The sequence below is a fragment of the Herbaspirillum sp. genome, from assembly GCF_035644555.1.
Lineage (GTDB): Bacteria > Pseudomonadota > Gammaproteobacteria > Burkholderiales > Burkholderiaceae_D > Herbaspirillum.
Genome location: NZ_DASQOH010000027.1, coordinates 1 through 22,051, shown reverse-complemented (window position 1 = coordinate 22,051; position 22,051 = coordinate 1). Strand labels below are relative to the sequence as shown.

At 65.1% G+C, this 22,051-nt stretch carries 24 protein-coding genes and 1 pseudogene; 5 read left to right on the top strand and 20 right to left on the bottom strand.

Features of this window, described 5'->3' with window-relative positions:
- Positions 1-28: 28 nt before the first annotated feature.
- Positions 29-493, top strand: a complete 465-nt coding sequence (locus tag VE092_RS07775) for a DUF2147 domain-containing protein (RefSeq protein ID WP_324875480.1) — start codon at positions 29-31, stop codon at positions 491-493.
- 7 nt (positions 494-500) lie between these two features.
- On the opposite strand, the gene VE092_RS07770 is transcribed toward VE092_RS07775, so the two are convergent.
- The 4 genes from VE092_RS07770 to ruvA form a co-directional block, all read right to left on the bottom strand.
- Positions 501-956 (bottom strand): YaiI/YqxD family protein, encoded by a 456-nt coding sequence (locus VE092_RS07770; RefSeq protein WP_324875477.1) that lies wholly within the window; start codon positions 954-956, stop codon positions 501-503.
- A gap of 21 nt (positions 957-977) precedes the next feature.
- Complete coding sequence (locus VE092_RS07765) at positions 978-1,820, bottom strand: 2-keto-4-pentenoate hydratase (protein ID WP_324875476.1); 843 nt, start codon at positions 1,818-1,820, stop codon at positions 978-980.
- Positions 1,821-2,011: 191 nt separating this feature from the next.
- The gene (ruvB, locus tag VE092_RS07760; protein ID WP_006463636.1) at positions 2,012-3,067 is read right to left on the bottom strand and encodes a Holliday junction branch migration DNA helicase RuvB; all 1,056 of its coding nucleotides are present in this window, start codon (positions 3,065-3,067) and stop codon (positions 2,012-2,014) included.
- A gap of 24 nt (positions 3,068-3,091) precedes the next feature.
- A complete protein-coding gene (gene ruvA / locus VE092_RS07755) occupies positions 3,092-3,670 on the bottom strand; it encodes a Holliday junction branch migration protein RuvA (RefSeq protein WP_077235750.1) in 579 nt (192 codons plus the stop codon).
- 108 nt (positions 3,671-3,778) lie between these two features.
- Here ruvA and VE092_RS07750 point away from each other — a divergent pair, with 108 nt between their 5' ends.
- Positions 3,779-4,720, top strand: coding sequence for a DUF808 domain-containing protein (locus VE092_RS07750; RefSeq protein ID WP_324875471.1), 942 nt, complete (start codon positions 3,779-3,781; stop codon positions 4,718-4,720).
- On the opposite strand, the gene ruvC is transcribed toward VE092_RS07750, so the two are convergent.
- The 5 genes from ruvC to VE092_RS07725 are packed head-to-tail and all read right to left on the bottom strand — an operon-like array spanning position 4,717 to position 8,638.
- Entirely contained in the window at positions 4,717-5,259 is a 543-nt protein-coding gene (gene ruvC, locus VE092_RS07745) for a crossover junction endodeoxyribonuclease RuvC (protein WP_006463633.1), read from the bottom strand. The two genes, VE092_RS07750 and ruvC, sit on opposite strands and share 4 nt — an antisense overlap.
- A 35-nt stretch (positions 5,260-5,294) precedes the next feature.
- Positions 5,295-6,761 (bottom strand): FAD-binding domain-containing protein, encoded by a 1,467-nt coding sequence (locus tag VE092_RS07740; protein ID WP_324875469.1) that lies wholly within the window; start codon positions 6,759-6,761, stop codon positions 5,295-5,297.
- Positions 6,761-7,168, bottom strand: coding sequence for a DUF393 domain-containing protein (locus VE092_RS07735; protein WP_324875466.1), 408 nt, complete (start codon positions 7,166-7,168; stop codon positions 6,761-6,763). The genes VE092_RS07740 and VE092_RS07735 overlap by 1 nt, the downstream gene beginning before the upstream one ends.
- Positions 7,161-8,450: an FAD-binding domain-containing protein gene (locus VE092_RS07730; protein WP_324875464.1), complete on the bottom strand. Its 1,290-nt coding sequence runs from the start codon at positions 8,448-8,450 to the stop codon at positions 7,161-7,163. Before VE092_RS07730 ends, VE092_RS07735 begins: the two co-directional genes overlap by 8 nt.
- 11 nt (positions 8,451-8,461) lie before the next feature.
- Positions 8,462-8,638, bottom strand: a complete 177-nt coding sequence (locus VE092_RS07725; protein WP_324875462.1) for a DUF2256 domain-containing protein — start codon at positions 8,636-8,638, stop codon at positions 8,462-8,464.
- Positions 8,639-8,733: 95 nt separating this feature from the next.
- Here VE092_RS07725 and VE092_RS07720 point away from each other — a divergent pair, with 95 nt between their 5' ends.
- Entirely contained in the window at positions 8,734-9,753 is a 1,020-nt protein-coding gene (locus VE092_RS07720) for a MerR family transcriptional regulator (protein WP_324875460.1), read from the top strand.
- Positions 9,754-9,829: 76 nt separating this feature from the next.
- Here VE092_RS07720 and purH read toward each other — a convergent pair whose 3' ends face one another.
- From purH to tyrS, 7 genes are all read right to left on the bottom strand, one after another.
- Complete coding sequence (gene purH / locus VE092_RS07715) at positions 9,830-11,401, bottom strand: bifunctional phosphoribosylaminoimidazolecarboxamide formyltransferase/IMP cyclohydrolase (RefSeq protein ID WP_324875458.1); 1,572 nt, start codon at positions 11,399-11,401, stop codon at positions 9,830-9,832.
- A 104-nt stretch (positions 11,402-11,505) separates the two neighbouring features.
- Complete coding sequence (locus VE092_RS07710) at positions 11,506-11,739, bottom strand: Fis family transcriptional regulator (RefSeq protein ID WP_006463627.1); 234 nt, start codon at positions 11,737-11,739, stop codon at positions 11,506-11,508.
- A 179-nt stretch (positions 11,740-11,918) separates the two neighbouring features.
- Entirely contained in the window at positions 11,919-12,965 is a 1,047-nt protein-coding gene (gene dusB, locus VE092_RS07705) for a tRNA dihydrouridine synthase DusB (RefSeq protein WP_324875455.1), read from the bottom strand.
- 174 nt (positions 12,966-13,139) lie between these two features.
- Positions 13,140-13,784 carry a histidine phosphatase family protein gene (locus VE092_RS07700; RefSeq protein WP_324875453.1) on the bottom strand — a complete coding sequence of 215 codons (645 nt, stop codon included), beginning with the start codon at positions 13,782-13,784 and terminating at the stop codon, positions 13,140-13,142.
- Between the two features lie 8 nt (positions 13,785-13,792).
- Entirely contained in the window at positions 13,793-14,440 is a 648-nt protein-coding gene (locus VE092_RS07695; RefSeq protein WP_324875451.1) for a YbhB/YbcL family Raf kinase inhibitor-like protein, read from the bottom strand.
- Between the two features lie 86 nt (positions 14,441-14,526).
- Complete coding sequence (dtd, locus tag VE092_RS07690; protein WP_324875449.1) at positions 14,527-14,991, bottom strand: D-aminoacyl-tRNA deacylase; 465 nt, start codon at positions 14,989-14,991, stop codon at positions 14,527-14,529.
- A 12-nt stretch (positions 14,992-15,003) separates the two neighbouring features.
- Entirely contained in the window at positions 15,004-16,254 is a 1,251-nt protein-coding gene (gene tyrS / locus VE092_RS07685) for a tyrosine--tRNA ligase (RefSeq protein WP_324875447.1), read from the bottom strand.
- 246 nt (positions 16,255-16,500) lie between these two features.
- Here tyrS and VE092_RS07680 point away from each other — a divergent pair, with 246 nt between their 5' ends.
- On the top strand, positions 16,501-17,898 hold the full coding sequence (locus VE092_RS07680) for a M23 family metallopeptidase (RefSeq protein ID WP_324875445.1): 1,398 nt from the start codon (positions 16,501-16,503) through the stop codon (positions 17,896-17,898).
- 86 nt (positions 17,899-17,984) lie between these two features.
- The gene (locus VE092_RS07675; protein ID WP_324875443.1) at positions 17,985-19,103 is read left to right on the top strand and encodes an anhydro-N-acetylmuramic acid kinase; all 1,119 of its coding nucleotides are present in this window, start codon (positions 17,985-17,987) and stop codon (positions 19,101-19,103) included.
- A 163-nt stretch (positions 19,104-19,266) separates the two neighbouring features.
- Here the strand turns inward: VE092_RS07675 and VE092_RS07670 are convergent, their stop codons facing one another.
- The 4 genes and pseudogenes from VE092_RS07670 to aroE all read right to left on the bottom strand — a co-directional run.
- Positions 19,267-19,734: a glycine zipper 2TM domain-containing protein gene (locus tag VE092_RS07670; protein ID WP_324875441.1), complete on the bottom strand. Its 468-nt coding sequence runs from the start codon at positions 19,732-19,734 to the stop codon at positions 19,267-19,269.
- 127 nt (positions 19,735-19,861) lie between these two features.
- Positions 19,862-20,827 carry a magnesium/cobalt transporter CorA gene (gene corA, locus VE092_RS07665; protein WP_324875439.1) on the bottom strand — a complete coding sequence of 322 codons (966 nt, stop codon included), beginning with the start codon at positions 20,825-20,827 and terminating at the stop codon, positions 19,862-19,864.
- Between the two features lie 201 nt (positions 20,828-21,028).
- Entirely contained in the window at positions 21,029-21,736 is a 708-nt protein-coding gene (mtgA, locus tag VE092_RS07660; protein ID WP_324875437.1) for a monofunctional biosynthetic peptidoglycan transglycosylase, read from the bottom strand.
- A 137-nt stretch (positions 21,737-21,873) separates the two neighbouring features.
- A pseudogene (gene aroE / locus VE092_RS07655) lies at positions 21,874-22,051 on the bottom strand (shikimate dehydrogenase); the annotation flags it as partial.

Genomic DNA, 22,051 nt, shown 5'->3' with positions numbered 1-22,051 from the left:
CATTCGACTTGATGAACAGGAGACCAGCATGACCCGCACCGCATCCCCCGCCCGCCTGCTCGGGCGCACCCTCCTCATCGCCGGCCTGCTGGCCAGCGCCGCCGCCTGGGCCGATGGCTCTCCGCTCGGTCTGTGGAAGAGTATCGACGACTCCACCGGCAAGCCAAAGGCACTGATCCGCATCACCGAGAACAATGGCGAGTTGAGCGGCCGGATAGAAAAGCTGTTCCGCGCCCCCGAGGAAGACCAGAACCCGGTCTGCCAGAAATGCGAAGGAGATCTGAAGGACAAGCCGGTCATCGGCATGACCATCCTGTCGGGCCTGAAGAAGGACGGGGACGAGTACAACGGTGGGCAAATCATCGATCCGGCCAATGGCAAGGTCTACAAAAGCAAGCTGAGCGTGGTCGACGATGGCCAGAAGCTCAACGTGCGCGGCTATGTCGGCATGCCCATGCTGGGTCGGACCCAGACCTGGCTGCGCGAACAGTAAGCGCGACTCAGGCGGGGCGGGCGGCCTTGAGGACGTAGCGGTCCAGTTCGCGGGCGAAAGCGCGCCCGTCACTGGTGCTGAAGGCGGCCGGGCCGCCGGTTTCCACGCCGCTGCTGCGCAGTTCTTCCATGAAGTTGCGGGTGCTGAGGTGATGGCCGATGTTCTGGCCGGTATAGAGCTCGCCGCGCGGATTGAGCGCCAGCGCGCCGCGGCCGATGACGTCGGCCGCCAGCGGGATGTCGGCGGTGATCACCAGGTCTCCGGGCGCAACCTGGCGGGCGATCTCGCGATCGGCCACGTCGAAACCGGCCGGGACCACCATGGATTTGATGAAGCGTGAAGGCGGGGTGCGCAGCGGCCGGTTGGCCACCAGCGTGACAATGATGCCGGTACGGTCGGCGACCCGGAACAGCATCTCCTTGATCACGCCCGGACAGGCGTCCGCATCAACCCAGATGGCCAAGATGAAAACGCCGTCCCGTGGCTAGACGAAGGATACCGTCAGACCCGGCAGGGTCACGCCGGAGAAGGCGGTGGTCCAGGTCTGCCCCGGTTCGATCGGACAGGCGTCGGTCCAGGTGCCGGTGCTGATGATTTCGCCAGCCTGCAGCTTGCGGAAGCGGCTCTGCTTCTGCAGCAGCTGGTGCAGGTGCCACAGCGCATGCAGAGGGCTGTCCATCTCGTCATTGCAGAAGCCGGCGGCGCGCAGCACGCTGGACGACTCGGTATTGCAGGACAGCGATACGCTGGCGCCGGCCAGGATCTGCGGCAGGTGATGCTTGGTGGCCGAGGAGAGCACATGCGGCTCGCCCACGATCAGGGTGCCATGCAGGCCGAAGGCGGCAATCGAATCGGCCACCGTGAATTCCCAGTTGGGGAAGGGGCAGACCACGATTTCGAAGCCATGCGCCATCCACTCCAGGCAATCGGCCAGCTCATCCAGGGAGGCATCGGCTGCGGGGGTCCTGCCGAGCTTGAAGACAATCTCGGGTTCGATGCGCGGCTGCACCGCGCCGGTGAGCGACTGGGCGCCGTGGTTGTCGTCGGCGAAGCGTACCGTGGTGTCCCACATCGGTGCCCAGGTGGGGATGCGGGTGTCGTCGATGATGCCGTAGCGCTCCCAGTTCTTGCGCACCACGAAACCGATCTTGCGGCCCACGGGTTGCTCACCTTGGGCGACACGGATGTTGCGGATGTTGTGGGCGATGTCGTAGGCATCGTCCACCGACAGCGGTTCGGATTCGGAGATGCGCGGGATGATGCGAGACTGGGCGCGCGCATCGAGCAGCTGATGCGCGTATCGAAGGGCTTGGCTCGACATTAGCATGGAGGGCTCACATCGAAAGATAGTGAATAGCTATCCATTGTCGATGACGATTAATTTTTGCACAAGCAAAAACTCGCTTTTTGACGAGATCTGACAAAAATTTCATCTGATTGCCTCGTCACGCGTCATGCTGTTTTTCAGCTGTTGCAAAAGTCACCTAACTGGCGAGAAAACGGAATGTCACAGATGGGTCAGGCGCCCCACAGCTCGCCATTGGGACCGGTGCGCGGGGCTGCCACGCCGAAGTGCTGATAGGCCGCGCCGGTGGCGATGCGGCCACGCGGGGTGCGTTGCAGGTAACCCTGCTGGATCAGGTAGGGTTCCAGCACGTCTTCGATGGTATCGCGTTCCTCGCCGATGGCAGCGGCCAGGTTGTCCAGCCCCACCGGGCCGCCGCCGAACTTGAAGAGCACGGCCTCGAGCAGCTTGCGGTCCATCAGGTCGAAGCCGACCGGGTCCACGTCCAGCATCACCAGGGCGGCGTCGGCCATCTCGCGGGTGATGCGGCCCTGGCCCTTGACCTCGGCATAGTCGCGCACCCGGCGCAGCAGGCGATTGGCGATACGCGGCGTGCCACGGCTGCGGCGGGCGATTTCCAGCGCGCCATCGTCGACGATGGGGGCGTTGAGCAGTCCGGCGCTGCGGGTCACGATGCGCGCCAGCTCGGGCGGGGTGTAGAACTCCAGCCGGGCGACGATGCCGAAGCGGTCGCGCAGCGGGTTGGTCAGCATGCCGGCACGGGTGGTGGCGCCGACCAGGGTGAAGGGTTGCAGGTCCAGCCGCACCGAGCGGGCTGCAGGGCCTTCACCGATCATGATGTCGATCTGATAATCCTCCAGGGCCGGGTAGAGGATTTCCTCCACCACCGGCGACATGCGGTGGATTTCGTCGATGAAGAGCACATCGTTGGCTTCGAGATTGGTCAGCAGCGCCGCCAGGTCGCCGGCGCGCTCCAGCACGGGGCCCGAGGTCTGGCGCAGGTTCACGCCCATCTCGCGGGCAATGATGTGGGCCATGGTGGTCTTGCCCAGGCCGGGCGGGCCGAACAGCAGGGTGTGGTCGAGCGGTTCGCCGCGCTTGCGGGCGGCCGAGATGAAGATTTCCAGCTGGGCGCGGACCTTTTCCTGGCCGACGTATTCGTCCAGGTGCTTGGGCCGCAGGGCGCGTTCGATGGCCTCCTCGTTGGCCGAAGCCGGAGTGGCGGCGATGATGCGCTGTTCGGAGAAATCGTCGGTCTGGATGCTCATGCTCTGATCCTTGTCGGCCCTGGCCTAGCCCTTGGAGAGGGCCTTGAGGGCATGCTTGATGCCGTCCGAGACGCTGGCGTCCTTGGGAACCTGCTTCATGGCCAGGCTGGCTTCCTTGTCCGAATACCCCAGCGCAAGCAGGGCGTTGAGGATGTCGGCCGTGGCGTCGCTGTGGACCACGCCGGCCACCGCGCCCAGGTCGGCACCGAGCTTGCCCTTCAGTTCCAGCAACAGGCGTTCGGCGGTCTTCTTGCCGATGCCCGGCACACGGGTCAGTCGACCGGCCTCCTGCAGCGTGACGGCCTGGGCCAGATCGGCCACCGACATGCCCGAGAGGATGGCCAGCGCGGTACGGGCGCCGACGCCAGAAATCTTGATCAGCTCCTTGAACGTATTGCGTTCCTCGGCGGTCCCAAACCCGAACAGGATGTGGGCATCCTCGCGGATGGCGAGGTGGGTCAGCAGCGTCACCTTCTCACCCAGCCCGGGCAGGTTGTAGAAGGTGCTCATCGGCACCACCACCTCGTAGCCGACGCCCTGGCAGTCGACCAGCAGATTCGGGGGGATTTTTTCTAGAAGAATTCCTGAGAGGCGACCGATCATGGCGTCTTTGATGTGCGTGAGCTGCAGCTTCTGTGATAATCCCGGGATGATACAGCACTGTTCGGATAAACAGTATCCAACGATAACAAGCTTGAATAAAGGACAACCATGGCCGGCAGCGCCTTCTTCGCATTGATCGACGACATCGCCACGGTGCTCGACGATGTTTCCCTGATGACCAAGGTCGCGGCCAAGAAGACCGCCGGCGTGCTGGGCGACGACCTGGCCCTCAATGCCCAGCAGGTCAGCGGGGTGCGCGCCGAGCGCGAATTGCCGGTGGTGTGGGCGGTCGCCAAGGGCTCGCTGAAGAACAAGGCCATCCTGGTGCCGGCGGCGCTGGCCATCAGCGCCTTCATTCCCTGGGCGGTGACACCGCTGCTGATGCTGGGCGGCGCCTTCCTGTGCTTCGAGGGCTTCGAGAAACTGGCCCACAAATACCTGCCGCATGACGAGGAACACCACGAAGTGGCTGCTGCCGCGCCCGAGGACATCGACCCGGTCAGCTACGAGCGCGAGAAGATCAAGGATGCCGTGCGCACCGACTTCATCCTCTCGGCCGAGATCATCGCCATCACGCTGGGGACAGTGGCCGGCGCCCCGCTGCAGCAGCAGATCACGGTGCTGGTGGGCATTGCGCTGATCATGACGGCCGGTGTCTATGGCCTGGTGGCGGGCATCGTCAAGCTCGACGACGGTGGCCTGTACCTGGTGCAGCATGCCGGCGCCAGCGCCTGGGGCCGTCTGAAGGCCGTGGTGGGCCGCGCCATCCTGGCGGCAGCGCCGAAGATGATGCGCAGCCTGTCGGTGATCGGCACCATCGCCATGTTCATGGTGGGCGGCGGCATCCTGACCCACGGCCTGCCGTTCGCCCATCACGCCATCGAAGCGGCAGCGGTTGCCGTAGAGGGCGTTGCGGTGATCGGCCCGGTACTGGGCGCGATTGCGCCTGCGGTATTGAATGCGCTCTTCGGCGTGGTCGCCGGTGCGGTGGTGCTGGTGATAGTGAAGCTGGCGCAGCGCGTGCTGGCGCTCTTCAGGACGAAAAACTAACCGACCAGCCGCCCGCCGCGCATGCGGATGCCCTTGCGCGCCAGCGCCGGGGCCAGCGCCCCCAGGTCGGACAAGACCCCTCCCCCGTGCGCATGGCAGATCGCCACGCCCAGCGCATCGGCGGCGTCGGTACCGGGCAAGCCGGGCAGTTTCAGCAGCCGCGCCACCATTTCCTGCACCTGCGCCTTTTGCGCCCGTCCATGGCCGGCCACGGCCTGCTTGACCTGCAGCGCCGTGTATTCGGCCACCGCCAGGTCAGCCGCGACCATGGCGCAGATCGCCGCGCCCCGGGCCTGCCCCAGCAGCAGCGTGGATTGCGGGTTGACGTTGACGAACACCTTCTCGATGGCGGCGCAGTCAGGGGCATAGGTCCGCACCACCTCGCCGACGCTGGAGAGGATCACCTTGAGCCGGGACGGCAAATCGCCATCCGGCGTCTTGATGGTGCCGGAGGCGATATAGGACAGCGTGTTGCCCTGCTTGTGGATGACCCCGAAACCGGTGGTGCGCAAGCCAGGGTCGATACCTAGGATTTTCATGCCCGCCAGTCTAACCGATCGGACCGCCCCAGGCCCTAGAACAACACGCCCTGACCGGGGTCGACGGTCTTTTTGCGGCCGCGTCGTTGCGTGGTCGCGGGCAGGCCGCTCTTGCGCGAGCCGTGCCTGTCCTGGATGGCGTCGGCTTCCTGACGGGCGACCGGGCTGTGACGATGGCCGTAGAGCGCCTCCTTGGCCTGGGCCAGCGCGCTCTTTTCGTCGACGATGGGCGCGGGATAGGCTGGCGTGCCATATTCCGGCACCCAGCGCCGCACATACTCACCCAGGGGATCATGATCCCGCGCCTGCTTGGCCGGCGAATAGATGCGCAGGGTATTGATGCCGGTGGTGCCGGATTGCATCTGCATCTGGCTCCAGTGGATGCCGGGTTCGAAATCCAGGAACTGGCGTGCCAGGAACAGTCCCGGCGCGCGCCAGTGCAGCCACAGGTGGTAGGCGGCGAAGCTGACCAGCATGGCGCGCATGCGGAAGTTGAGCCAGCCGGTGCTGCATAGCTGGCGCATGCAGGCGTCCACCATGGGATAGCCGGTACGCCCTTCGCACCAGGCATCGAAGCGTTCCTGTGCCAGTGCGCCCCACGGCCCGCCATCTCCGGGGCGCAGGCCATCGAGCGAGCGCGCGATATTGCGCCATTCGAGATCGGGCTGGTCTTCCAGCTTCTGCATGAAGTGGCAATGCCAGCGCAGGCGGCTGGAAAAGCCGCGCAGACCGTAGGCCAGCTCGCGGTCCGGTGTGTGTTCAATGGCCAGCTCGGTGGCCTGGTGCACGCTGCGCATGGACAACGTGCCGAAGGCCAGGTGCGCGCTGAGACGGCTGCAGGCGTCGGGCGCAGTCAGCGGGCTGGACAGGGCACGCCGGTAATCGCGTCCGGCACCGCCGAGAAAGACCCGCAGGCGCTCCCAGGCATCGGCTTCCCCGGCGGGCGGCTGCAGGTGCGGCGTGGGCAGGCCGAGATCGGCCAGCGTGGGCAGCGGATCGGGCTGCATGCCCGGCGGGGCGCGAAAGCCGGCAGGCATCGCCACCTGCGGCGCCTCCATGCGCTGCAGCCAGCGCGCGGCCCAGCCATCGCGACTGCGCAGACGGCGGATCACGCCGGTCTGCGGCCATTCCTGCCAGTGGACATGCTGGATGCGGCTCCAGCGGGCCACCGAGATATCGCGGGCATAGCTCCAGGCGGGGCCGGTTTCTTCGTGGCTGAAGAGATGGGTGAGCTTCCATTCGCGACGCAGCGCTTCCAGCACCTGCACCGCCTCGCCGATACGTACCAACAGCGGCATGCCACGCTGTCGTAGCTCGATCTGCAGCGGCTGCAGCGAGCGCAGCAGGAAATCCACGTGGCGCGGATCGCATTCGAAACTCTGCAACCAGGCGGGTTCGATGATGAACAGGCCAAAGGCGCGTTCGCACTGTGCCGCCTGCGCCAGCGGTTGATGATCGCGCAAGCGCAGGTCGCGCTTGAACCAGACCAGGCCGACCGACATCAGGACCGCCGCGAGCGCCCTTCCAGGCGCAGGACCAGACGCTGGAGCGCCGGCCGCAGACGCAGGAAGCCGCGATAGCTGCGCTCCATCAGCCACAGCATGCCGGGCAGGCGCGCCAGCCGGGCCAGCCAGCGCCAGCCCGGCAGGCTGGCCCACAGCTGCACGAAGGCTGCAGCACCGCTCAAGACCGTGCCATCGGCACGCTGGACGTGAAAGCGCGCCATTAGCTGGGCGCGGCTGAGGCCGGGCGGCAGCGCCACTTCCGCCCCCTCCCGGCTGATATCGCAGAAGCGCAGCGATGCCTCTTCACCCAGGCGCTGGTACAGGCCGATTTCACGGCGGCACAAGGGGCAGGCGCCGTCATAGAGCACGGTCAGTCCGCCCTCCTGGTGTTCGCGCTCAGCCATCGCGCCCACCCTCGCGCGCCAGGAGTTCCGTCGCCATCTGCAGGCCGTGCGTGCTGCGTCGCCACCACTGGGTGAACAGATCGCTGGGCTTGTCCACCGCCGGAAACAGCCCTGCCGGTGCAATGCACTGCGCCCACAGCGGCAGCCACGGCCCCAGGTGCGGGTCGGACTGGCAGCGCACGCTGCGTGCCGCCTTCAGGGCGCGTCCCACGCTGGCGGCGTCGCCGTGCCAGCAGATTGGCGTGAGTTCGCGCATGCGCGCGCCGACGAAGTCCCAGCGGCGGCGGGCCCACGGCCACAGCAGATGGAAGTCGGAGAGGTACAGCCCCACCACCAGCGTATCGGGTGCGAGATCGGCCGGCAGTTCGCCCAGGCTCCAGGGATGAACCAGCCAGACGTCACGTCCGGCCACGGCCTGCGGGTCGGGGGCGACGCTATCCAGGCTGGCCGGGGGTGCCGCCAGCAGGGGTGGCTCGGCCATGCGCGGGCAAGCGCGGGCAGAGGCCGCGGGTTCAGGCGCCACCGGATCGGGCTGCAGGGCAATCTGGCCCAGCGCTTCATAGCTGGTGTCGAGCACCGTACCCGGGCTATGCCAGGCAGCAGGCGCGTACCTGGCCACATTCTCGGCATTGAAGAGATAGGGCTTGTGACTGCCGGTGCCGGCCACCCACTGCCAGCTCAGGTGATTGCTGGCCAGGTCGCCATCCAGTAGGTGGCCGACCATCCAGTCGGCACCGGCGCGCCAGTGCAGCTTGCGCAGATGCACGATATAGCTGGCCAGCCACATGCGGGCGTGGTTGTGCAGGGTGCCGGTGGCATACAGGGTGCGCACGGCCTGGTCGATCACCGGCAGGCCCGTGGCGCCCTCGCGGATATCGGCCGGCAACTCGCGCGCATAGGCCGACTCCGGCAGCGGACCGGGATGCAGCGAATCGAAGATGCGGGCGCCACGGCGCGCCCAGACATAGCGGTAGAACGCGCGCCAGCCCAGCTCGTAGACGAACTTGTGCTGCACCTCCAGCGCATGGCGCGCGCAGACGCCAGCCAGCACCTCGCGCAACGTGACCATGCCATGGGTGAGGTAGGGCGACAGACCGGTCACCGCGCCATCCAGGCTGTTGCGGGTGCGCGCATAGGTGCCCGGGCGCACGGCGGCGATGCGCTGACGGGCGGCAGCCAGGGTGGGCAGCACCGGGGTCGCCCGGACTTGCGGCGTGGCTGGCGCCGCTTCTTCCGGTGACACGACGTCCAGCACCAGGTCGAATTGGTGTTTGCGGTACATGACTCGACTCCTCAGGAACCAGCGTGAGCACGCTTGCGGCGACAGGCGTCGGAACAGTATTTGACCTCATCCCAGTTCCTGGCCCATTTGCGCCGCCAGCTCATGGGCAAGCCGCAGACGGCGCAGAGCTTGCTGGGCAAGTGCGCTTTGTTGCCGCGGTGTCCGCCAAAGGAGGTGGATGATTTCATGACTCAGGATTGTACGCATTAAATGCGGCAACATTGATTCATTGGCCGCATTTATCCCCTATAATCTGCGTCAATTCGGATTCAAAGGAGAAGTCATGTCCCCAGAAAAAGCGCCCCCGGCCAGCGTTGCGGGCGACCGACCGGCCACCGAGTCACTGCGCCGCACCGGGGCGGTGGCCCGCATGTTGCGCATGCCGGTGGCCACGCTGCGGGTCTGGGAGCGGCGCTATGCGCTGACCCAGGGCAAGCTCTCGGCCAGCGGACAGCGTCTGTATTCGGAAGCCGACGTGCGGCGCCTGGCCCTGATCCGGCAACTGACCGAACTGGGGCATGCCATCGGCAGCCTGGCCGGGCTGGACATGGAGCAGTTGCAGCAAGTCGCTGCCACCCATGCGGAGCTGCATGCAGCCCGCCCCACCCCGCCGCAGGCGGCACAGGGGCAGTGGCGGCTGGCCGTGGTCGGGACCAGTCTGGCGCAGCGCCTGGACAAGCCCGGACTGCTGCAGCGCCTGGGGCGTCCGCTGCAATTGCTGGGCCCCTTCGAGACCATCGAACAGGCCGGCCTCGCCTTGAAGCGGGATGAGGTCGACGCCCTGCTGTTGCACGAACCGCAATTGCATGCCGGCTGGCTGGGAGCGCTGGAAAGTGCGGCACCGGGCCTGAGCGGGCTGCCCATGGCGGTGCTGTACGGCTTTGCCAGCGAGGCGGTATGCGAAACGCTGGCGGCGGTGGGCATCAGCCTGCTGCGCGCGCCGCAGCCCGATGTGGTGATCCTGCAGTGGTTGCGCGGCCTGCTGGCGTTGTCGGCACCGCCGCGCAGCGCGCCGGCGTGGCCGCCGCAGGCACCGGCACCGCGCCGCTGGAGCGACCAGGAACTGATCGCCTTCGCCAACCGGTCCACGACGGTAGCCTGCGAATGCCCGCGCCATGTGGCCGAACTGCTGATGCAGCTGTCGCAGTTCGAGCGCTACAGCGCGCAGTGCGCCAATCGCAACGAGGCCGATGCGCAACTGCACCAGTTCCTGCAGCAACTGACAGCGGAATCGCGCCATCGCTTCGAGACCGCCCTGAGCCGCATTGCGCAGCATGAAGGGCTGATCGCGGAACAGCCATGAGGCCCACAATCCGCAACGCCCTCAAGCAAAACGCCCGGCACACAGGCCGGGCGTCTTTGTTTCAGGCTACGAAGGATCAGTGACGGAAGTGACGGGTTCCGGTCAGCAGCATCACCACGTCGCGCTCGTTGGCGGCGTCGATCACTTCCTGGTCGCGCATGGAGCCACCCGGGTGGATGACGCAGGTGGCACCGGCATCGACCACCACGTCCAGGCCGTCACGGAACGGGAAGAAGGCGTCGGAGGCCACGGCAGAACCCGCCAGGGTCAGGCCGGCGTTCTGCGCCTTGATCGAGGCGATACGGGCGGAGTCGATGCGGCTCATCTGGCCGGCGCCCACACCCAGGGTCATGCCATTGCCGCAGAAGACGATGGCGTTGGACTTGACGAACTTGGCCACACGCCAGGCAAACATCAGGTCCTGCAGTTGCTGCGGGGTCGGCTGCTTCTTGCTGACCACCTTCACGTCGGCCAGCAGCACGTTCTTGGCATCCGGCGACTGCACCAGCAGGCCACCGCCGACGCGCTTGAAGTCGTAGCCGTTCAAGCCATTGCCCAGCGGGATTTCCAGCAAGCGCACGTTCTGCTTGGCGGCGAAGATCTGCTTGGCTTGGGCACTGAAGGACGGGGCGATCAGCACTTCCAGGAACTGCTTGGCCACCGCTTCGGCCGCAGCCGCATCCACTTCGCGGTTGAAGGCGATGATGCCGCCAAAGGCCGAGGTCGGGTCGGTCTGCAGGGCCTTGCTATAGGCTTCCAGCGGGTTGGCACCGATGGCCACGCCGCAAGGGTTGGCGTGCTTGATGATGACACAGGCGGCTTCAGTAGCGGGGTCGAAGCTCTTGACGCATTCCCACGCCGCATCGGCATCGGCGATGTTGTTGAAGGACAGTTCCTTGCCCTGCAGCTGGGTGTAGTTGGCCAGGGCGCCCTCGACCTTCTTGATGTCGCGGTAGAAGGCGGCGCTCTGGTGCGGGTTTTCCCCATAGCGCATGTCCTGGACCTTCTCAAAGTGAAGGTTCAGGGTCGCGGGGTAGGCGCTGCGGGTGGTGTGCTGCTTGTCTTCGCCCAGGGAGGTGAAGTAATTGGTAATGGCGCCGTCGTATTGCGCAGTGTGGGCAAAGACCTTCTTGGCCAGCGCGAAGCGCTTTTCATAGGGCAGGTCGCCGCCCGACTTCAGCTCGGCCAGCACGCCTTCGTAGTCGGTCGGGTCGCAGAGGACGATCACGTCCTTGTGGTTCTTGGCCGAGGAACGCAGCATGGCCGGGCCGCCGATGTCGATGTTCTCGATGGCGTCTTCCAGGGAGCACTCTTCTTTGGCGACGGTCTGCTGGAACGGATACAGGTTCACCACCACCATGTCGATGGTGGGGATGCCGTGCTGGTCCAGGGCGGCCACGTGCTCGGGGAAGTCACGACGCGCCAGGATGCCGCCATGCACCTTGGGATGCAGCGTCTTCACGCGGCCATCCAGCATTTCCGGGAAACCGGTGTAGTCGGCCACTTCGGTGACCGGCACGCCATTGTCGGCCAGCAGCTTGGCGGTGCCGCCGGTGGACAGGATGTTGACGCCCATGGCGGACAGCGCGCGCGCGAATTCGAGCACGCCTGCCTTGTCGGATACGGAAATGAGTGCTTGTTTGATCATGGTAGGCAAGACTGGTAAGGGAAAGGAAACCTGAAAAACCGTGGAAGGAGGCTGTACCCCTGCATGAACCGGCCCCCTGCACTGCGGCGCCGGCCTTGCGCAGGCTACAGCAGGCCGTGCTGCTGCAGCTTCTTGCGCAGCGTATTGCGGTTGATGCCGAGGATCTCGGCGGCCTGGGACTGGTTACCCTCGGCGCGCGCCATCACGGTCTCGAAGACCGGTTTTTCGACCGTGGCCAGCACCATGTCGTAGACATTGGTGGGGAGTTGCTCTCCGAGATCCCGGAAATACTTTTCCAGGCTCTTCTTGACGACATCCTCGATACTTTCTTTGCTCATGGCGTTATAGCTTCTGTTCTTGTGCCGGCATGATCACCGCATGCCCGGGCGCCGATAAAACCGCGCCGGCCTGCGTGATCTGCCGTGTTGTTGATCAATTGCGCGCGAGGCGCATCCGATACCCGATACCTGAATCCTGATACCCGCAATCCGTCCTGTCCTGCTGCCGCCAGGTCGGTTCAGGCAGCCAGTGCCACCTGCTCCAGCCCGGCTTGCGCATCGCACGTCTGCGCCAGGCCATACTGCAGGCGCTCGCCATACGCGGCCTGATCGGCGAAGAACTGCCGCACCGCCTGCAGTTGCTGGTGGCAGTCCTCGATGCGGTTCATGCCGCGGCGGAACTGCTCGCCGCCCGGCAGCTCCCGCACATACCAGCCGATATGCTTGCGCGCCGTGCGTACGCCCAGGTACTCGCCATAGAATGCGTAGTGGGCCTGCAGATGCTCATCCATCAGCTGCACCACCTCGCTCACCAGCGGCGCCGGGAGATACTGGCCGGTGCGCAGGAAATGGTCGATCTCGCGGAAGATCCAGGGCCGGCCCTGTGCGGCACGGCCGACCATGACGGCGTCGGCACCGGTGATGCGCAGGACCTCGCGCGCCTTGTCCGGCGTGGTGATGTCGCCATTGGCCACCACCGGAATGCTGACCGCGGCCTTGACCGCGGCGATGGTCTCGTATTCCGCTTCACCGCTGTAGCCGTCGGCGCGGGTGCGGCCGTGCAGCGTGAGCATGGCGATGCCGGCCGCTTCGGCACGGGCGGCGATCTTCAGGGCATTCTTGTTGGCGCGGTTCCAGCCGGTGCGGAATTTCAGCGTCACCGGCACATCCACCGCCGACACCACGGCATCCAGAATGCGCGCCACCAGTTCCTCATCCTGCAGCAGCGCCGAACCGCACCAGCTGTTGCAGACCTTCTTGACCGGACAGCCCATGTTGATGTCGATGATCTGGGCACCGCGCTCGACGTTGTACTTCGCGCAGTCGGCCAGCATCACCGGATCGGCACCGGCGATCTGCACCGCCTTGGGTTCCATCTCGCCATCGTGGTTGATACGGCGCGAGGTCTTCTCGCTGTGCCACAGCCGCGGATCGGAAGCCGCCATCTCGGACACGGCATACCCTGCCCCCAGCTGCTTGCACAGCTGGCGGAAAGGACGGTCGGTCACGCCCGCCATGGGGGCGACGAACACGTTGTTGCGCAGGGAATAAGGCCCAATGTTCACGACGTGGATCAGGGGGAGGTACGGGGAAGGGCGCTATTTTAGCGCGATTGACCGGCTCGCCCAACAAGAATCGGGCGCGGTTACATCTTTGGGGCTGATTATTTATTGGGCAAAATCAATTGTTGGCACAATGCCAATGCCGATTGCCATCCCGCAAGAATCCGGGCCGATGATTCAGCGATCGACCTCGTCCAGGGTCTCGCGCTGCAGATGTCCGATTTCTCCCCAGGAACGGATGTGCGCGCGCTGGCCGTCCCAATGCAGACGGTTCACGCTGGCATTGAAGATATCGAAGTTACGCGGCTGGGCGAAGGAGGTCTGGCTGGCCCAGTGATGCACGCACTCCAGCACGCCGCCATGGGTGACGATGGCCACCTTGCGGTAGGGGCCCGAGGCCAGCACCCGCTGCACCGCTGCCACCGAACGCTGGTAGAACTCGCGCATGGTCTCGGCAATACGCTCGCCGGCCGGGTAGCGGAAATCCGGCTCACGGGCTTTCCACTGCCGATAGGCCTCGGGATAGCGCGCCTCGATCTCCACATGACGCAGACCTTCGAAGGCACCGTAGCAGCGCTCGCGCAAGCCGGTCTCGATGAGCACCTGGCGTCCGCTGGCACTGGCTACGGCCTGGGCCGTGTCACGGGCACGCTGCAGATCGCTGGCGAAGACGGCATCGATGCCCTCTTCGGCCAGCAGCTCACCCAGCGCCTGCACCTGGCGCAGACCGGCCTGGTTCAGCGGGATATCGATATGCCCTTGCAGGCGCTTGTCCACGTTCCAGTCGGTTTCGCCGTGGCGGATCAGCAGGATGTCGGTCATGCGAGGTTTCAGGGGCGCGGGACGGCGTTGGGGTTGAGGGTATACAGGCCGGTGAGGGAGGCCTGCTCCAGCACATGGTCGCGCAACGCGGTCACCACCACCGAACCTTCCAGGTTGCCGGCCACCGGCAGCTGTTCCACGTCCAGTGCATAGAGGGTGAAGATGTAGCGGTGCACCAGCGCATCGTTCCACGGCGGGCAGGGACCGTCGTAGCCGAAGTAGTCGCCGCGCATGTCGCCGTCGCCGGCGAACCAGCCGGTATAGTCGTTGATGCCCTGGCGCGCACCGGGCATGACGTCGCCCAGCACCGCCGGTCCAGGCTTGCCGCGCGCGGTCACCCCACTGCTGAACTGGCCGGCCTTGATCTGGCTGACCTCGGCCGGGATGTCCACCAGGGTCCAGTGATAGAAATCGACGCGCGGCAATTCCAGCGGTACGGTCTTGCCTTCCTGATTGACGTCGTCGCCGCGCGAAGGCACATCCGGATCGTGCACCACCAGCGCCAGCGATCTGGTGCCGGCCGGCAGGTCGCTCCAGGCGAAGTGCGGGTTGCGATTGCCGGACAGGGCGACGTGGGTCTTGGGATCCATCACCGCAAAGGCGAATTCGCCGGGGATGTAGGCGCCGTCCTTGAAAGAATCGCTCCAGAATTTCATATCACCTCCTAAAAGTAAGGCCACATTCAACACGCTTTACGAATCCATTTGGGGACGTCCGGCCGCGCTTCAAGCCGGGCCGTGCTTCACGACACCGACACCGGCGGCTTGACCTGCAGCCAGAACGTGACCGGCCCGTCGTTGGTCAGCGACACCTTCATGTCGGCACCGAAGCGACCGGTGCCGACCCTGTCCGGTCCATGCTGCGCGCGCGCCTGCGCCACGAAGTGCTCGAACAGCTGCCGCCCCGGTTCCGGCGCGGCTGCGGGCGTGAAGGACGGGCGCGTACCGGAATTGGTATCAGCCGCCAGCGTGAACTGGGGGATCAGCAACAGGCCGCCTTGCACATCGGCAACGCTGCGATTCATCTTGCCGGCCTCGTCGCTGAAGACACGATAGGCCAGTAGCTTCTTGAGCAGGGCATCGGCCTGGGCCACGCCGTCATGGCGTTCGGCGCAGACCAATACCATCAGGCCGGGGCCGATGGCGCCCAGCGTCTGGCCGTCCACCACCACGGCGGCCTGGCTGACCCGCTGCAACAGGGCAATCATGCGCGCACCAGCTTACGCCAGGGTGACGCGGGCGAACTTGCGCTTGCCGACCTGCACCACGCACTGGCCGGCCTCGACCTTCAAGCCCTTGTCGCTGATGACGGTGCCGTCGATGCGCACGCCACCCTGCTCCACCATGCGCAGTGCTTCCGAAGTGGAGGCGCACAGGTTGGCCTGCTTCAACAACTGGCCGATGCCCAGCGGCGCGCCCGCCAGCGAGACCTCGGGGATATCGTCGGGAATACCGCCCTTGGAGCGGTTCACGAAGTCGGCCAGCGCGTCCTCGGCAGCCTGCTGCGAGTGGAAGCGCGCCACGATTTCCTGGGCCAGCGCCACCTTGATGTCGCGCGGGTTCTTGCCGGCTTCGACCTCGGCCTTGAAGGTGGCGATCTCGGCGATGGAGCGGAACGACAGCAGGTCGTAGTAGCGCCACATCATCACGTCGGAAATGCTCATCACCTTGGCGAACATGGTGTTGGCCGGTTCGGTGATGCCGATATAGTTGCCCTTGGACTTGGACATCTTTTCCACGCCGTCCAGACCTTCCAGCAGCGGCATGGTCAGGATGCACTGCGGCTCCTGGCCGAAGTCCTTCTGCAGTTCGCGACCGACCAGCAGGTTGAACTTCTGGTCGGTGCCGCCCAGTTCCAGGTCCGACTTCAGGGCCACCGAATCGTAGCCCTGCATCAGCGGGTAGAGGAATTCATGCACCGAGATCGGCGTGCCTTCCTTGAAGCGCTTGGTGAAGTCGTCGCGCTCCATCATGCGCGCCACCGTGTAGCGCGAGGCCAGCTGGATCATGCCGCGGCTGCCCAAGGCATCGCACCATTCGGAGTTGTAGCGGATTTCGGTCTTGCTGGCGTCCAGCACCAGGCTGGCCTGGGCGAAATAGGTCTTGGCGTTGATCTCGATCTGCTCGCGCGACAGCGGCGGACGGGTGGCATTGCGACCGGACGGGTCGCCGATCATGGAGGTGAAGTCACCGATCAGGAAGATCACCTGGTGCCCCAGGTTCTGCAGCTGGCGCATCTTGTTCAGGACCACCGTGTGGCCCAGGTGCAGGTCAGGTGCGGTCGGGTCCAGTCCCAGTTTGATGCGCAGCGGCTGGCCGCTCTGCTCGGCGCGCGCCAGCTTCTGCGCGAATTCGCTTTCGATGAGCAGTTCATCGATGCCGCGCTTGGTAATAGCCAGCGCCTCCTGGACCTTGTCGGAGAGGGGCAGTTTGGAGGGGGCGGCAGGGGAAGTGGACTGGTCGGCGTTCATCGATATAACTAAAAAATAGGCATTTGTAGGACAGGAGCGCTAAATCGTGTTGCTATAATTCCGACTTTCGTTTTTCTGCTGGGCGCCAGGACGCCGCCTCAGAAGCTCATCAGCAGGAACAATATTCACAACCGTGCGTATGAAGAATCACGCGGGCGCAACACGGCGGGGGGACAGGAAACGCCGCATTGCAGCCGTACCCGCCATCCGCCACGGAAACGTCAGATTTTAACGTATTCGCATTGCATGTTCCCACAAGATAAACTCAAGCACCTCTCGTCCCTGTGCTTCTCCGCGTTGCAGTCCTGCCAACACAAAGTCGCCGCCTCTTCGCCCAAGACCCGCATTCTCGGCGCCAGCGCCCTGTTCCTGGCGGCCTTCACCATCGGTGCCGCCGGCTTCGCGCCGGCTGAGCCCGATCTGCGGGATGCCCCGGTCAACCCGATCTCCAAGGAACTGGCCTTGCCTGACCTGCAACAGCAGATCAGTGCCCTGGAAGAGCGATCGCAGTATTACGTCAACGAAGAGAAGGTGCGCAGCGGCGATACCCTGGCCACCCTGCTCAATCGCCTGGGCGTGGACGACGACGAGGCCACGGCCTTCATCAAGTCCGATACCCTGGCGCGCGCGGTGATGCAGTTGCGCGCCGGCAAGCGCGTGGTGGCCCAGACCGACGATAATGGCGAGCTGGTCAAGCTGTCGGCCACCCTCGACGATGGCAGCGACACCCCGAAGAACCTGGTCATCTCGCGCCAGGACGGCAAGCTGACCGCCCAGGCGCAGCCGGCGGTGCTGGAGCGGCGCGTGGAAATGCGCGCCGGCACCATCTTCTCCTCGCTGTTCGCGGCCACCGATGCGGCCCAGATCCCGGACGCCATCGCCATGCAGCTGGTGGACATGTTCGCCACCAACATCAACTTCGCTTCCGACCTGCGCCGCGGCGACCGCTTCAACGTGGTCTACGAGACCTATTACCAGAACGGTGACCTGGTGCGCACCGGGCGCGTGCTGGCCGGCGAATTCGACAATGCCGGCAACCGTTACCAGGCCGTGTGGTTCAGCGACCCGGCCAGCAAGACCGGTGGTGGCGGCTACTACGCCTTCGACGGCAAGTCGCTCAAGAAGGCCTTCCTGAAGTCGCCACTGGCCTTCACCCGGATCTCGTCGGGCTTCTCGATGCGCCTGCACCCCATCCTGGGCCAGTGGAAACAGCACACCGGCGTGGACTTCGCGGCACCGACCGGCACTCCCATCCATGCGGCGGCCGATGGCGTGGTCGACTTCGTGGGTCAGCAGAACGGCTATGGCAACATCGTCGTCATCAAGCACTGGAGCGGCTACTCCACCGCCTATGGCCACATGAGCCGCTTCGCGCCCAACATCAAGAAGGGCATGAAGGTCAGTCAGAACGACGTCATCGGTTTCGTCGGCATGACCGGCTGGGCGACCGGGCCGCACCTGCACTACGAGTTCCGCGTCAACAACCAGCCGCGCAACCCGCTGTCGGTGGAAGTGCCCAATGTCCAGGCATTGACCGGCCCGCAGATGCAGCGCTTCCGCGCGGTGGCCGACGACATGCAGCACCGCATGGCCATGCTGCGTGTGCCGGGAGCACCGGATGTGAAGCTGGCATCGGTCAAGTAATCCCGCCGGCACCCATCCTGCCTGTACCAGGGCGGCCGCTGTAGAATCAGCGACCGCCCTTTTCTTTTTCTTCCCCGGTTCTTGCCATGCGTGTTTCCTCCACCCTGTATATCGGCCTGATGTCCGGCACCAGCCTCGATGGCGTCGATGGCGTGCTGGCCGACTTCGACGGCCAGGCCGTCTCGGCGACGCTGGCTGCGGCCTACGTCCCCTTTCCCGCACATCTGCGGGCTGATCTGATGGCGCTGCAGGCGGCCGGTCCCAACGAGATCGAACGCGAGGCCATGGCCGCCAATGCGCTGGCGGTGCACTATGCCGACTGCGTGGCGCAGCTGTTGCTGCAGGCCGGCAAGTCGGCGTCCGACCTGCGCATGGTGGGTGTGCATGGGCAGACCATCCGCCATCGCCCGGAACTGGGCTTCACCCGTCAGACCAACAACCCGGCGCTGCTGGCGGAGTTGACCGGCATCGACGTAGTGGCCGACTTCCGCAGTCGGGACGTAGCCGCCGGCGGCCAGGGAGCGCCGCTGGTGCCGGCCTTTCATCGCGCCATCTTCGGCGATGCGTCGCAATCGCGGGTGGTGGTCAATATCGGCGGCATCGCCAATGTCAGCATCCTGCCGGCCGGTGAAGAAGAGGCCTATGGTTTCGATACCGGCCCGGGCAATGCGCTCATGGATGGCTGGATACAGTTGCACCTGCAACGCAACTACGACGCCAACGGCGACTGGGGCGCCAGCGGCCAGGTACACGCCGGCCTGCTGGCGCAACTGCGTGATGAAGCCTTCTTCCGCGCTGCGCCGCCCAAGAGCTCTGGACGTGACCTGTTCCATCTGGACTGGCTGCAGGCGGCCCTGCTGCGTACCGGGGAAACCCTGTCGGCGCCCGACGTCCAGGCCACGCTGACCATGCTCACCGCCACCACGATTGCCGACGCCATTGTGGCGCATGCGCCCCGCGCGGATCAGGTCTATGTCTGTGGTGGCGGGGCCGAAAACGCCTTCCTGATGCGCCTGCTGCAGGAGCAGTTGCAAGGCCGGGCCGGTGTGCAATCGACCGCCGCGCTCGGTGTGTCGCCACAGCACGTGGAAGCGCTGGCCTTCGCCTGGTTGGCGCGGCGCTTCGATCTGCGCCTGGCTGGCAACCTGCCGGCCGTGACAGGCGCGCGCGGGCTACGCATACTGGGCGCACTCTATCCGGCCTGAGCGCTCGGGCCACCCGCGCAGGAAGAAAAGGGCCGTCCTGCCAGAAGCGGGACGGCCCAAACTTTCACGCCGACAGGCCGGACCATTCGGCCCGCCAGCGTCCTCAAGAACGGATGTCTCGCCGGGTCACACGCAGCTCATGAACGACACCGGTGGACAGCGATCAGTAGCGCGAGATGCGGCCGTTATCCAGGCGCACCCGGTCCCCCACGCGGAAGTCGGTATTATCCTCCTGCGCAAAGGTCTGCAGCGAGCCATCGCTCATGCGCACGCGGATGTTGTAGACCTGATGGCCGGCCGCACTGTTACGTTGGACCTGGTTACCGGCATAGGCCCCGCCTGCGGCCCCGGCGACCGTAGCCAGCACACGGCCGGTACCGCCACCGACGGCATTACCGAGCAGGCCACCGGCCACCCCGCCCACCACCGCACCGGCGACGCCGTTGCTTTCCTTGTGGGTGACTTCAATGGCTTCCACCACCCCGGTACCGGAATAGGACGCCACGCGTTCATAATTCTGCGATTGCGGGGCCGCACCATATTGCTGCTGCGGGCTGGCACAACCGATCAGGAGACCGGCGAAACTGGCGCTGACGATGGCCAGCGAAACATAGTGATGACGAGTGGACATGGGGCTCTCCTCTGCGGCGTAGTGACTGTCGATGGGCACAGTGTGCCGCCTTGCCCGCGCCGGCGGCATCGGCCAAGCGCGGGAAGCCATGTCAGAGGAATGAGGACGTCGCCGTCAGCAGACAGCGTCAGTTCAGCCAGCCACGCCGACGGAAATACCAGAAGGGCGCAATCGCCGAACCGATCATCATCAGGATCGCCAGCGGATAGCCGATGGGCCAGTCCAGTTCCGGCATGAGCCTGAAGTTCATGCCATAGATGCTGGCGATGAGCGTGGGCGGCAGGAAGGCTACCGAGGCCACCGAGAAGATCTTGATGATCTTGTTCTGGTTGATGTTGATGAAGCCGACCGTGGCATCCATCAGGAAGTTGATCTTGTCGAACAGGAAGGCGGTGTGGCCGTCCAGCGATTCGATGTCGCGCAGGATCTGGCGGGCGTCCTCGAACTGCTCCGAACTCAGGAGCCGGCCGCGCATCAGGAAACTGACCGCGCGGCGGGTATCCATCATGTTGCGACGGATACGGCCGTTCAGGTCTTCTTCGTGGGCGATGGTGTTCAGTACGTCAGCGGCATCCTGGTCGGACAGGCTCTTCTTGAGCACGCTGGTGCTGACCGTTTCCAGCTTCTGGTAGATGCCTTCGAGCGCATCGGCCGAATATTCGGCATCGGTCTCGTAGAGATCCAGCAGCACGTCGCGGTAGTCGCCGATGGAGCCGGGTCGCGAGCGGGCACGCATGCGCACCAGGCGGAACACCGGCAGATCTTCCGCATGCACCGAGAACAGGATGTTGCGGGCCAGGATGAAGGCCACCGTCATGGTCGAGGAGGAATCGTCATCCCCTTCGAACAGGAAGTCGGTGCGCAGGTGCAGGTCGCCGTTCTCGGCTTCGAAGTAACGGGCCGAAGCTTCGATGTCGCTGAATTCGTCCTCGTCCGGCAGGGTCACGCCATAGATGCTCTTGACCCAGGCGCGCTCCTCGTCGTTCGGCTCGGTCAGGTCCACCCAGACCGGTGCCGCCTGTTCCAGGTCGGTGCGGCTGTCGATGTTGACCTGGCTCAGTCGTCCGTTTTGCAACACGAATACATTGATCATGGGCTCTCGCTGGATGGAACGCGGGTGGGAGTGCGGCGACCCGCTGCCGCCGGTGCAGGCCGGCGCGACCTCAGGCGCGAAACGTGCGCAAGTGTACGTTCAACCCCGGCGCCAGGCAAGCACGACGCGGGGCCTGTTGTCAGGCCCGTGCCGGCAGCCTGACGTCATACGCCGGTCATGCGCACGCGGCAAGAAAATCGCTCACTTGTGGGTCGGCGGCAGCGTGGCGGCGTTCATGCGGCGCAGGATCAGCCCGGTACGGGCCGCCAGATAGGCCGAACCACGATTACGGTCGTAGTAGCGCGGACGCGGCAGCATCACCGCCAGTCGCGCCGCCTGCTCAGGGCCCAGACCGGCGGCCGTGGTGCGGTAATAGTGCTGGGCCGCGGCCTCGGCGCCGAAGACGCCATTGCCCCACTCCACCACGTTGAGGTAGATCTCGAAGATGCGCTGCTTGTCCAGCAGGAATTCCAGCATGTAGGTGATGATGAATTCCTGGCCCTTGCGCAGGTAGCTGCGCTCACCGGAGAGGAACAGGTTCTTGGCCAGCTGCTGGGTGATGGTGGAGCCGCCGGCGACCACCTTGCCCTTCTTCTCGTTCTTTTCGTAGGCTTTTTGCAGGGCTTCCCAGTCGATGCCGTCGTGCTCGGAGAAGTTGGAATCCTCGGAGGCGATGATGGCGCGCTTGAGATTGTTGGAAATGCGCGCATAAGGCGTCCAGCGGAATTGCAGCTGCGCGTTGGGATCCTTCTCGCGCAGCAATGACAATTGCTGACGCATGAAGCTGGTGGACTCGGGGTTGTGATCCTTCCACCACCAGATCTGGACGAAGAAATACGCCTGCAGCAGCAGCACCAGTGCGATGGGCAGGACGATGATCCAGAAGAGCAGCTTGCGTAGGGATTTCATGTGCCTGTTCTTGTTCTGTCGTTACGGAATGTGACGATTGCCGGCCGATACGGTCCGGTGTTCATGCCAGCCATCCTGGCGTCATGCACGCCTGCAGTCATACCGCCATGCAGAGATCCATGGTCTAGGAGAGCACTTCACTGTGCCAGTTGCCGGCGCAGGCTGGCGAAGACGTCGGCGGTGGCCGGACGTACGCCACGCCACAGGTGGAAGGCTTCGGCCGCCTGCTCCACCAGCATGCCCAGGCCGTCGCGCACGCAGGCGCCATGCTGCTGCGCGCTTTGCAGGAAGACGGTGGGCTGGCGGCCATACATC

What these genes read in the sequence shown, in the direction of transcription:
- VE092_RS07775 (WP_324875480.1), top strand. Translation starts at nt 29, where the DNA reads ATGACCCGCACCGCATCCCCCGCCCGCCTGCTCGGGCGCACCCTCCTC.
- VE092_RS07765 (WP_324875476.1), bottom strand. Translation starts at nt 1,820, where the DNA reads ATGCTAATGTCGAGCCAAGCCCTTCGATACGCGCATCAGCTGCTCGAT.
- ruvB (WP_006463636.1), bottom strand. Translation starts at nt 3,067, where the DNA reads ATGAGCATCCAGACCGACGATTTCTCCGAACAGCGCATCATCGCCGCC.
- ruvA (WP_077235750.1), bottom strand. Translation starts at nt 3,670, where the DNA reads ATGATCGGTCGCCTCTCAGGAATTCTTCTAGAAAAAATCCCCCCGAAT.
- VE092_RS07750 (WP_324875471.1), top strand. Translation starts at nt 3,779, where the DNA reads ATGGCCGGCAGCGCCTTCTTCGCATTGATCGACGACATCGCCACGGTG.
- ruvC (WP_006463633.1), bottom strand. Translation starts at nt 5,259, where the DNA reads ATGAAAATCCTAGGTATCGACCCTGGCTTGCGCACCACCGGTTTCGGG.
- VE092_RS07740 (WP_324875469.1), bottom strand. Translation starts at nt 6,761, where the DNA reads ATGTCGGTCGGCCTGGTCTGGTTCAAGCGCGACCTGCGCTTGCGCGAT.
- VE092_RS07735 (WP_324875466.1), bottom strand. Translation starts at nt 7,168, where the DNA reads ATGGCTGAGCGCGAACACCAGGAGGGCGGACTGACCGTGCTCTATGAC.
- VE092_RS07730 (WP_324875464.1), bottom strand. Translation starts at nt 8,450, where the DNA reads ATGTACCGCAAACACCAATTCGACCTGGTGCTGGACGTCGTGTCACCG.
- VE092_RS07725 (WP_324875462.1), bottom strand. Translation starts at nt 8,638, where the DNA reads ATGAAATCATCCACCTCCTTTGGCGGACACCGCGGCAACAAAGCGCAC.
- VE092_RS07720 (WP_324875460.1), top strand. Translation starts at nt 8,734, where the DNA reads ATGTCCCCAGAAAAAGCGCCCCCGGCCAGCGTTGCGGGCGACCGACCG.
- purH (WP_324875458.1), bottom strand. Translation starts at nt 11,401, where the DNA reads ATGATCAAACAAGCACTCATTTCCGTATCCGACAAGGCAGGCGTGCTC.
- VE092_RS07710 (WP_006463627.1), bottom strand. Translation starts at nt 11,739, where the DNA reads ATGAGCAAAGAAAGTATCGAGGATGTCGTCAAGAAGAGCCTGGAAAAG.
- VE092_RS07700 (WP_324875453.1), bottom strand. Translation starts at nt 13,784, where the DNA reads ATGACCGACATCCTGCTGATCCGCCACGGCGAAACCGACTGGAACGTG.
- VE092_RS07695 (WP_324875451.1), bottom strand. Translation starts at nt 14,440, where the DNA reads ATGAAATTCTGGAGCGATTCTTTCAAGGACGGCGCCTACATCCCCGGC.
- dtd (WP_324875449.1), bottom strand. Translation starts at nt 14,991, where the DNA reads ATGATTGCCCTGTTGCAGCGGGTCAGCCAGGCCGCCGTGGTGGTGGAC.
- tyrS (WP_324875447.1), bottom strand. Translation starts at nt 16,254, where the DNA reads ATGAACGCCGACCAGTCCACTTCCCCTGCCGCCCCCTCCAAACTGCCC.
- VE092_RS07680 (WP_324875445.1), top strand. Translation starts at nt 16,501, where the DNA reads ATGTTCCCACAAGATAAACTCAAGCACCTCTCGTCCCTGTGCTTCTCC.
- VE092_RS07675 (WP_324875443.1), top strand. Translation starts at nt 17,985, where the DNA reads ATGCGTGTTTCCTCCACCCTGTATATCGGCCTGATGTCCGGCACCAGC.
- VE092_RS07670 (WP_324875441.1), bottom strand. Translation starts at nt 19,734, where the DNA reads ATGTCCACTCGTCATCACTATGTTTCGCTGGCCATCGTCAGCGCCAGT.
- corA (WP_324875439.1), bottom strand. Translation starts at nt 20,827, where the DNA reads ATGATCAATGTATTCGTGTTGCAAAACGGACGACTGAGCCAGGTCAAC.
- mtgA (WP_324875437.1), bottom strand. Translation starts at nt 21,736, where the DNA reads ATGAAATCCCTACGCAAGCTGCTCTTCTGGATCATCGTCCTGCCCATC.